Source organism: Streptomyces inhibens (genome assembly GCF_003389455.1).
Lineage (GTDB): Bacteria > Actinomycetota > Actinomycetes > Streptomycetales > Streptomycetaceae > Streptomyces > Streptomyces inhibens.
The window spans coordinates 1-9,933 of sequence record NZ_QUAC01000411.1 but is presented as its reverse complement, the minus strand read 5'-3'; the positions used below and the strand labels follow the sequence as shown (position 1 = coordinate 9,933).

8 protein-coding genes are annotated in these 9,933 nt (G+C 71.6%); 2 read left to right on the top strand and 6 right to left on the bottom strand.

The window, feature by feature from the left end:
* From DY245_RS36315 to iolC, 6 genes are all read right to left on the bottom strand, one after another.
* Window positions 1–1,077: hypothetical protein (locus DY245_RS36315; protein ID WP_181924031.1), on the bottom strand; the 1,077-nt coding region annotated here is incomplete at its 3' end.
* A gap of 186 nt (window positions 1,078–1,263) precedes the next feature.
* Entirely contained in the window at window positions 1,264–2,757 is a 1,494-nt protein-coding gene (locus DY245_RS36310; protein WP_128511357.1) for a CoA-acylating methylmalonate-semialdehyde dehydrogenase, read from the bottom strand.
* 37 nt (window positions 2,758–2,794) lie between these two features.
* On the bottom strand, window positions 2,795–4,678 hold the full coding sequence (iolD, locus tag DY245_RS36305) for a 3D-(3,5/4)-trihydroxycyclohexane-1,2-dione acylhydrolase (decyclizing) (RefSeq protein WP_128511356.1): 1,884 nt from the start codon (window positions 4,676–4,678) through the stop codon (window positions 2,795–2,797).
* Window positions 4,675–5,568, bottom strand: coding sequence for a 5-deoxy-glucuronate isomerase (gene iolB, locus DY245_RS36300; protein ID WP_128511355.1), 894 nt, complete (start codon window positions 5,566–5,568; stop codon window positions 4,675–4,677). The genes iolD and iolB overlap by 4 nt, the downstream gene beginning before the upstream one ends.
* Window positions 5,569–5,598: 30 nt before the next feature.
* Window positions 5,599–6,486 carry a Cgl0159 family (beta/alpha)8-fold protein gene (locus DY245_RS36295; RefSeq protein ID WP_128511354.1) on the bottom strand — a complete coding sequence of 296 codons (888 nt, stop codon included), beginning with the start codon at window positions 6,484–6,486 and terminating at the stop codon, window positions 5,599–5,601.
* 65 nt (window positions 6,487–6,551) lie between these two features.
* Window positions 6,552–7,553: a 5-dehydro-2-deoxygluconokinase gene (iolC, locus tag DY245_RS36290; RefSeq protein WP_128511353.1), complete on the bottom strand. Its 1,002-nt coding sequence runs from the start codon at window positions 7,551–7,553 to the stop codon at window positions 6,552–6,554.
* 354 nt (window positions 7,554–7,907) lie between these two features.
* On the opposite strand from iolC, the gene DY245_RS36285 reads away from it, so the two are divergent.
* Together DY245_RS36285 and DY245_RS36280 are read left to right on the top strand one after the other, a co-directional pair.
* Window positions 7,908–8,828 (top strand): sugar phosphate isomerase/epimerase family protein, encoded by a 921-nt coding sequence (locus tag DY245_RS36285; protein WP_128511352.1) that lies wholly within the window; start codon window positions 7,908–7,910, stop codon window positions 8,826–8,828.
* Between the two features lie 30 nt (window positions 8,829–8,858).
* Window positions 8,859–9,878 (top strand): Gfo/Idh/MocA family protein, encoded by a 1,020-nt coding sequence (locus DY245_RS36280; RefSeq protein WP_128511351.1) that lies wholly within the window; start codon window positions 8,859–8,861, stop codon window positions 9,876–9,878.
* Window positions 9,879–9,933 lie beyond the last annotated feature (55 nt).

The following is a 9,933-nucleotide window of genomic DNA, read 5'->3' as shown; positions in this document are numbered from 1 at the left end:
GGCACCGGCCGGCGGCATCGGCGGGCCGCTGAACGGGGGCACCGGGCCGACCGGCGGCTGCCAGGCGGGCGGGGCCTGGGGGCCGACCGGCGGGACGAAGCCGGGGGCGGCGAACTGCGGAGCCTGGACCGGCGGGTACCAGGCGGGGGCCACCGGTTCGCCGCGGGCCATCAGGGCGAGCAGGGCCAGCGAGCCGAGCAGGTCGACCAGGAGCTGGATGTTGTTGAGGAGGCTCAGGCCCGGCATGGCGTCGTTGAGCTTGAAGAGCGTCCCGTGGCCGGCCATCGCGATGAACGACAGCAGGGCGCCGGGCAGCAGGACGATCGCCAGGCCGATGGCCAGACCGCGGGCCGCGGCGCCGCGGATCAGGCTGTTGAGTGCGGCCGGCGCGGTGAGCAGGAGGAAGACCAGCGCGTACCAGCCGGGGGCCAGGCCCAGCAGGGACAGCAGGGCGCCGTGGCCGAGGTAGTAGATGTCGAGGGAGCCGGTGCCCGCCTGCACCAGGATGTAGCCGTGATAGGCCAGGTAGCACAGCGCCATCGCGGCGAGCACCAGGCCGCCGATCACACCGGGCGCCTTGCCGGGCCGCTTCGGCGGGTCGCTGGGGGCCGGGCGCGGCCAGGAGCGCATTCCGGCGAGCAGCACGATGCCGGCGACGAGGGTGAGCGGGAACAGCGCCAGGCTGCTGAGGAAGACACCGTCGAAGGTCGAGGTCGCGCTCTCGGCGTTCCGGAACCAGCGGTCGTCGCTGGTGTGGTTGCCGACGCTCACCAGGGCCTGGAGGGCGGTGGCGAAGGTGACGGTGGTGGCCACGGCCAGCAGGCCGCCGGCCGCCCGCCGTCCGGCGAAGGCCGCGATGCCCGCGGCCAACTGCAAGAAGGCGAGGCCGAGTTGGAGGGGATCGGTGACCTGGTTGGTGCCGGGGACGCGGTCGCCGGTCCAGGAGGCCCACAGGCCGTCGACGCCGAACTCACCGAGGTCGACGGCCAGCCAGTAGGCCGAGAAGAGGAAGAACAGCAGGCAGAATGCCCCGCCGGTGATGCGGGCGCCCTTGGCGAGCGCCATGGATTGCGGCATTTCGTCCCCCGGTGATGTCGGTGCTCTGCGAGGGAGCACGGTAGCAACGAGCAGGGCCGTGTTCTCACCCCGGACCTGGGGTTTGTCGTACCGGTCCGGCATGTCCCGGTCGGCGGCCCGGACATGCCGGACCCCCTGCCGGCGGGGGGCCGGCAGGGGGTCCGGGGGTCCGGTCAGGGACGTCCGTCAGTGGTTGCTGGGGAAGCCCAGGTTGATGCCGCCGTCGGACGGGTCGGGCCAGCGGGTGGTGACGACCTTGCCGCGGGTGTAGAAGTGCACGCCGTCGTTGCCGTAGATGTGGTGGTCACCGAAGAGCGAGTCCTTCCAGCCGCCGAAGGAGTGGTAGCCCACCGGCACCGGGATCGGCACGTTCACGCCGACCATGCCGGCCTCGACCTCCAGCTGGAAGCGGCGGGCCGCGCCGCCGTCCCGGGTGAAGATCGCGGTGCCGTTGCCCCACGGCGAGTTGTTCATCAGCGCGATGGCCTCGTCGTAGGTCTCGACGCGGACCACGGACAGCACCGGGCCGAAGATCTCGTCGCGGTAGGCGTCCATCTCGGGCGTGACGTTGTCGAGGAGGGAGACGCCGAGCCAGTGGCCGTCCTCGTAGCCCTCGACGGTGTAGCCGGTGCCGTCGATGACGACGTCGGCGCCCTGGGCCGCGGCGCCGGTGACGTACGAGGCGACCTTGTCGCGGTGGACCTTGGTGATCAGCGGGCCCATCTCGGAGGCCGGGTCGTCGCCGGGGCCGATCCGCAGCTTGTCGGCGCGCTCCTTGATCTTGCCGATCAGCGGGTCGGCGGTCTCCCCGACGGCCACGACGACGGAGATGGCCATGCAGCGCTCGCCGGCCGAGCCGTAGGCGGCGTTGATCGCGGAGTCCGCGGCCAGGTCGAGGTCGGCGTCCGGGAGGACCAGCATGTGGTTCTTGGCGCCGCCCAGCGCCTGGACACGCTTGCCGTTGGCGGTGCCGGTGGTGTGGATGTAGCGGGCGATGGGGGTGGAGCCGACGAAGGAGACCGCGGCGATGCCGGGGTGCTCCAGGATGGCGTCGACGGCCACCTTGTCGCCGTTGACGATGTTCAGTACGCCGTCGGGCAGGCCCGCCTCGGCGGCCAGCTCGGCGAGCTTGAAGGCGGCGCTGGGTACCTTCTCACTCGGCTTGAGGACGAAGGTGTTGCCGCAGGCGATGGCGAGCGGGAACATCCACAGCGGCACCATCGCGGGGAAGTTGAACGGCGTGATGCCGGCGACCACGCCGAGCGACTGGCGGATCGAGGAGACGTCGACGCGGGTGGAGACCTGGGTGGACAGCTCGCCCTTGAGCTTCTCGGGGATACCGCAGGCCAGCTCGATGATCTCCAGACCGCGGGCGACCTCGCCGAGCGCGTCGGAGTGCACCTTGCCGTGCTCGGCGGTGATCAGCCGGGCGATCTCGTCGCGGTGCGCGTCGACCAGCTCGCGGTACTTGAACAGCACCGAGGTGCGCTTGGCCAGGGAGCTGGTGCCCCAGGTCCTGAAGGCTTCCTTGGCGGCGGTGACGGCGGCGTCGACCTCGTCCACGGAGGCGAAGGCGACCTGCTTCTCCTGGGCGCCGGTGGCCGGGTTGTAGACCGGGCCGAAGTTGCCGGAGACGCCCTCGACGGGCTTGCCGCCGATCCAGTGGCTGATGGTCTTCATGCGAGGGCCTTTCTGGGGTGACGACTTCGATCAGGGGTCAGAGGTGGCGGCGGCGCCCGGCGGCGTGCCGGTCGTACGCCTCACGGGCGGCGACCGCCGCCGGACGCGTCGCGGTCTCGGCAACGGGTACATCCCACCAGGCCTGGGCCGGCGGCGCGCCCGGCACAGTGTCGGCCGTTTCGGTCTCGACATAGACACATGTGGGCCGGTTCGCGCCCCGCGCCTCGGCGAGCGCGGCGCGCAGCTCGGCGACGGTGGCGGCCCGGATGACATGCATGCCGAGCGAGGCGGCGTTGGCGGCGAGATCGACGGGCAGCGGCGCGCCCGTATACGTACGGTCCTTCGCCCGGAAGCGGTACGCCGTCCCGAAGCGTTCGCCGCCGGTCTGTTCGGAGAGCCCGCCGATCGAGGCATAGCCATGGTTCTGGATGAGGACGACATTGATGTGGATGCCCTCCTGGACCGCGGTGACGATCTCGGTGGGGTTCATCAGATATGTACCGTCGCCGACCAGCGCCCACACCGGCCGGTCGGGGGCGGCGAGCCGGACGCCGATCGCGGCGGGGATCTCGTAGCCCATGCAGGAGTAGCCGTATTCCAGGTGGTACTGCCTGCGGGACCGGGCGCGCCAGAGTTTGTGCAGGTCACCGGGGAGGGATCCGGCGGCGTTGATGATCACGTCGGTGTCGTCGACGAGGGCGTCCAGGGCGCCGAGGACCTGGGTCTGGGAGGGGCGCACGGACTCGTCCTCCGCGCCGTAGGCGGCATCCACCCGGCGCTCCCAGTCCGCCTTCGCCGCTCCGTAGGCGGCCTCGTACTCCGCGTCGACGCGGTGTTCGGACAGCGCCATGGTGAGCGCTTCGAGTCCGGCGCGGGCGTCGGCGACGAGGGAGGTGGCGCCGAGCTTGTGGGAGTCGAAGGGGGCGATGTTGAGGTTGAGGAAGCGGACGCCGGGCGCGGCGAAGAGGGTCGCGGAGGCGGTGGTGAAGTCGGTGTAGCGGGTACCGACACCGATGATCAGGTCGGCCTCGCGGGCCAGCGCGTCGGCGGTGGCGGTGCCGGTGTGGCCGATGCCGCCGATGTCGGCGGGGTGGTCGTGGCGGAGTGAGCCCTTGCCGGCCTGGGTGGAGGCCACGGGGATGCCGGTGGTGTCGGCGAAGGCGCGCAGCGCGTCCTCGGCCTCGCTGTGGTGGACGCCGCCGCCGGCGATGAGCAGCGGCCGGCGGGCGCCGCGGATGGCGTGTACGGCGTCGGCGAGGGAGTGGGGCTCGGGGGCCGGCCGGGTGACCCGCCAGACGCGGTCGGCGAAGAACTCCTCCGGCCAGTCGTACGCCTCGGCCTGGACGTCCTGGGGCAGCGCGAGGGTGACGGCGCCGGTGTCGACGGGGTCGGCGAGCACCCGCATGGCCTGGAGGGCGGCGGGGATCAGCGCTTCGGGGCGGGTGACCCGGTCGAAGTAGCGGGAGACCGGGCGCAGCGCGTCATTGACGGTGACATCGCCGGCGTAGGGCACTTCGAGCTGCTGGAGGACGGGGTCGGCGGGCCGGGTGGCGAAGGTGTCGCCGGGCAGCAGCAGGACCGGGAGGCGGTTGACGGTGGCGAGCGCGGCGCCGGTGACGAGGTTGGTGGCGCCGGGGCCGATGGAGGTGGTGACGGCCTGTGCGGAGAGCCGGTCGCACTGCCGGGCGTAGCCGACGGCGGCGTGCACCATGGCCTGTTCGTTGCGGCCCTGGAGGTAGGGCAGCGCCTCCTGGGACTCCAGCAGGGCCTGGCCGATGCCGGCGACATTGCCGTGGCCGAAGATGCCCCAGCAGGCGTTGATCAGGCGGTGCCGCCGGCCGTCCCGCTCGGTGTACTGGTGGGCGAGGAACTCGACCAGGGCCTGCGCGACCGTAAGACGGCGCGTCGTCGGGGCGTTCATCGGGCGTCTCCTGCGGGCGCTTGGTAGAGGGGGAGGCGGGGGTCGACGGGCTGGTCGGGCCAGGTGGCGCGGATCCAGCCGTGGTCGGGGTGGTCGCAGATCAGCCACTCGCGCTCTTCGCCGGGTCCTGCCATGACGTTGAGGTAGTACATGGCGTGGCCGGGGGCGGCGATGGACGGGCCGTGCCAGCCGTCGGGGATGAGGACGGCGTCGCCGCTGCGGACCTCGGCCAGTACGTCGGTGCCGCGGCCGTGTCCGGAGGGGGTGACACGCTGGTAGCCGACGCCTTCCTTGCCGTGCGCGGGCGCGATCTCGAAGTAGTAGATCTCTTCGAGTTCGGACTCCTCGCCGGGGCGGCAGGTGTCGTGCTTGTGCGGCGGGTAGGAGGACCAGTTGCCGCCGGGGGTGAGCACTTCCACCGCGATGAGCTTGTCGCACTCGAACGTGCCGGCCGCGCCGAAGTTGTTGACCTGGCGGGAGCAGTTGCCGGTGCCGCGCAGTTCCACGGGGACGTCACAGGCGGCGCCGTAGCGGGCGGGGAGGCGGCGCTCGCAGCGGGCGCCGGTGAGCGCGAAGCGGCCGCCGGCGCCGCTGGCGATCTGCACATGGGCGTCGCGCGGTACGTACGCGAAGTCCGTGACGCCGCTGAACACGCTCTCGCGTCCGGCCAGTTCGAGGGTCTCGCCGCTGTCGGTCAGCACCGTGCAGCCGCCGGACAGCGGCAGCACGATCCATTCGCTGTCGCCGGTGGCGAAGGAGTGGTGGCCACCGGGCGGCAGGTCGAGGACGCGCAGCGAGGAGTAGCCCCAGCCGGCCCGCTTCGGATCGATGTCCAGGGCGTAGGGGCCCTGTGCCGCAGCTCCGGCCTTCAGATGGAATTCAGTGCTCATGTCGTGAGTCTCCTGCGGAAATCGCGGCGTTCACAGCAGGCCTACGGCGGTGTCCACGGCGGCCGCGACATCGCCGTCGGCAGGGTAGAGCAGGGAGCGGCCGACGACCAGGCCGTGCACGGTGGGCAGCCGCAGCGCCTTGCGCCATTTCTCGTAGGCGGCTTCCTGGTGCTGGACGGTGGTGCCGATGTCGCCGCCGAGCAGCACGGTCGGCAGGGTGGAGGTCTCGCAGACCCGGGCCATCGCGTCGGGGTCGTCGGTGACCGGCAGCTTGAGCCAGGTGTACGCGGAGGTGCCGCCGAGGCCGGAGGCGATGGCCACGGAGCGGGTGACGGCCTCGGGGCTGAGGTCGTTGCGGACCTTGCCCTCTATCCGGGAGGAGAGGAACGGCTCGACGAAGGTGGGCAGTTCCAACGCGGCCATCGCGTCGATGGCGCGGGCGGTGGTCTCCATCGTGGTCAGCGAGCCGGGGTCGTTGTAGTCGATGCGCAGCAGCAGTTTGCCGGCGTCGAAGCGGAGCCGGGCGATGTCCTGGGGGCGGTGGCCGGTGAACCGGTCGTCCATCTCGAAGGAGGCGCCGGCGATCCCGCCGCGGTTCATGGAGCCCATCACGACCTTGCCTTCGAGGGCGCCGAGCAGCAGCAGGTCCTCAAGGATGTCGGCGGTGGCGAGCACACCGTCCACGCCGGGCCGGGACAGCGCGAGGACCAGGCGTTCGAGCAGGTCGAGGCGGTTGGCCATGGCGAGCTGCCGGTCGCCGACGGCGAGCGCGCCGCGGGCCGGGTGGTCGGCGGCGACGATCATCAGCCGGCCGCTGTCGCCGAGGAGCGGGCGACGGGTGCGGCGGGCGGCGGCCTCCGCGACGGCTTCGGGGTGCCGGGCCCGCAGCGTCGCGAGGTCACTGATCCGAGGGGTCAAGGCTCAACTCACCTTCTTGAGTGCACAGGTGGGGCGGGGTGGCCGCGGGGGCACGGCCGGGGGCGTCACCGGCCTGCGAGGAACGCCTCGACCTCGTCGGCCGTGGGCATCGCGGAGGAGCAGGCGAGACGGGAGGCGACGATGGCGCCGGCGGCGTTGGCGTAGCGCATCATCGGCTCCAGCTCCCAGCCGGCCAGCAGGCCGTGGCAGAGCGAGCCGCCGAACGAGTCGCCGGCGCCCAGGCCGTTGACGACCTCGACGGGGGTGGGCGGGACCTCGGCGGTGCGGCCGTCGCGGTGGACGGCGAGCACACCCTTGGGGCCCTGTTTGATGACGGCGAGTTCGACGCCCATGTCCAGCAGGGCCTGGGCGCAGGCCTTGGGATCGCGCAGTCCGGTGGCGACCTCGGCCTCGTCGAGGTTGCCGACCGCGACGGTGGCGTGCTTCAGGGCGGCTTCGTAGTACGGGCGGGCGGTGGCCATCGCCGCGGCGCCGGTCGCGCCGCCGTCCCCGGAGGCGCCGCCCTCGCCGCCCCAGAACATCGGCCGCCAGTCGAGGTCGAAGACGGTGGTGGCGCCCGGCGACGCTCCGGCGCGGGCCTCCAGCGCGGCAAGGGTGGCGCTGCGGCTGGGCTCCTCGCACAGTCCGGTACCGGTGACCCAGAAGATCCGGGCGGCCGCGATGGCCTCCTGGTCGAGTTCTTCGGGGCGGATGACCAGGTCGGGGGCCTTGGGGCGGCGGTAGAAGTAGAGCGGGAAGTCGTCCGGCGGGAAGATCTCGCAGAAGGTGACCGGTGTCGGGTAGGCGTCGACGGGGGTCACCCAGCGGTCGTCCACGCCGAAGTCGCGCAGCGCCTGGTGGATGTAGTCGCCGAAGGGGTCGCGGCCGGTGCGGCTGATCACGGCACTACGGCGGCCGAGCCGGGCGGCGGCGACCGCGACATTGGTGGCGGAGCCGCCGAGGAACTTTCCGAAGGTCTCCACCTGGGCCAGTGACACGCCGGTCTGGAGCGGATAGATGTCGACTCCGATGCGGCCCATGGTGATCAGGTCGTACGGCTCGGTCATGTGCGCCCCTTCGGGTCGGCCGGCGCGGCGGGTTCGGCGGGTTCGGCTCTGAGGAAAGGTCTAACGGTGTGGGTCAGACCCTGTCAATAGTTTGTCCTTACATTCTGACGTCAAGGAGGAAGGTGGTCGGAATTCGGACGACGACGAGACGACGGTAAGGAGTGGGCCCGCCCGGCCGGGGGAGTTGACCCGCCTGGCGCACGCCCCTGGCGCACGCCCTGAGTTACAAAGTCCTTAAGTCCTTATGTCAGGACGAAGTCTTGACACTCCCCGGGGTGGCAGAGAGGCTGTGCCCCACAACCCCACCCCAGCGCCTTCCCGGTCACCGCCGACCGGTGAGAGGAGAGCCGCAGCATGTCCCATCCCCATGCCGCCCCGCCCGTTCTGGACCGTATTCGCGTCGGTTCCGCCCCCGACTCATGGGGAGTGTGGTTCCCCGACGACGACCAGCAGGTCCCCTGGCAGCGCTTCCTGGACGAGGTCGCCACGGCCGGCTACGAGTGGATCGAGCTCGGCCCGTACGGCTATCTGCCCACCGACCCGGCCGTCCTGCACGACGAGATCGCCCGCCGCAGCCTCAAGGTCTCGGCCGGCACGATCTTCACCTCGATGCACCACGGCCCGTCCGTATGGGACAAGACCTGGGCGCATGTCTCCGAGGTTGCCACGCTCACCCAGGCGATGGGCGCGGGGCACCTCGTCGTCATCCCGTCCTTCTGGCGGGACGACAAGACCGCCGAGGAGATCGAGCCGCGCGAGCTGACCGTCGAGCAGTGGAAGCATCTGACCACCGGTATGGAGCGGCTGGGCAAGCGGGTACGGGACGAATTCGGCCTGGACATCGTCGTACACCCGCACGCCGACACCCATATCGACACCGAGGAACATGTCGAGCGGTTCCTGGACGTCACCGACTCCGATCTGGTCAACCTCTGCCTGGACACCGGCCACTACGCCTACTGCGGCGGCGACAGCGTCAAGCTGATCCGCACCTACGGCGAGCGGATCGGCTACCTCCACCTGAAGCAGGTCGACCCGGACATCCTCAGCGAGGTCGTCGCCAAGGGCACGCCCTTCGGGCCCGCCGTCCAGCAGGGCGTGATGTGCGAACCGCCGCTCGGTGTGCCCGCGCTGCCGCCCGTCCTGGAGGCCGCCCAGGAACTGAATGTCGACCTCTTCGCCATCGTCGAGCAGGACATGTACCCCTGCCCGCCCGACCAGCCGTTCCCGATCGCCGAGCGCACCCGCCGGTTCCTGCGCTCCTGCGGCGCCTGACACCTCCACCGAGCCAAGGAGAGACAACTGATGAGCCTGCAGCAGACCCTCGGCGTGGCGGTCATCGGCACCGGCCGGATGGGCGCCGATCACGTACGCCGGATCAACGAGGTGATCAGCGGCGCCCGGGTGGCGGCAGTGGCCGACATCGACGCCGACCGGGTCAAGCACCTCGCCGACGGCATCGAGGGGTGCACCCCGTACACCGACCCGGCCGCCGCCATGGACGACCCCGCGGTGGACGCCGTACTGATCGCCTCACCGGGCCCCGCCCACGAGGCGGCGCTGCTGGACGCCTTCGCGCGCGATCTGCCCGTGCTGTGCGAGAAGCCGCTGACCCCGGACGCCGCCTCCGCGCTGCGCGTCCTGGAGGCCGAGCAGGCGCTCGGCCACCGCCGCGTCCAGGTGGGCTTCATGCGCCGCTACGACGCCGACTACCGCGCCCTCAAGTCCCTTCTGGACCAGGGCACTTACGGCCGTCCGCTGATGCTGCACAACAAGCACCGCAACGCCGACACCCCGCCCGGCTTCACCAACGCGATGATGATCAACGACTCGGTGGTGCACGAGGTCGATGTGACCCGCTGGCTGCTGGAGGAGGAGATCACCGCGGTCCGCGTGCTGCGCCCGGCTCCCACCGGCAACGCGCCCGAGGGCCTCAGCGACCCGCAGCTGATCCTCTTCGAGACCGCGGGCGGCCAGGTCGTGGACACCGAACTCTTCGTCAACTGCGGCTTCGGCTACCAGGTCAGCTGCGAGGCGGTCTGCGAGGGCGGCACCGCCAGGATCGGCGACGACCACGGGGTGTTCACCAACACCGCGGGCCATTGGGGCGGCGCCATCACCCCCGGCTTCGTGGAGCGCTTCGAGGAGGCCTACGACCGGCAGGTGCAGCGCTGGGTGAACGCCACCCTGCGCGGCGAGGTCGAGGGCCCCAGCTGCTGGGACGGCTATGCGGCGGCCGCGGTGTGCGAGGCGGGCGTGCTCGCCCAGGCCACCGGCGAGCGGGTGGTGGTCGACATGATCGAGCGGCCCGCGCTCTACCGCTGAGGCGCGCCCGCCACCGCGTCGCGCCGTACCGCCGGGGCGGGCGCGGCCGGCCGGG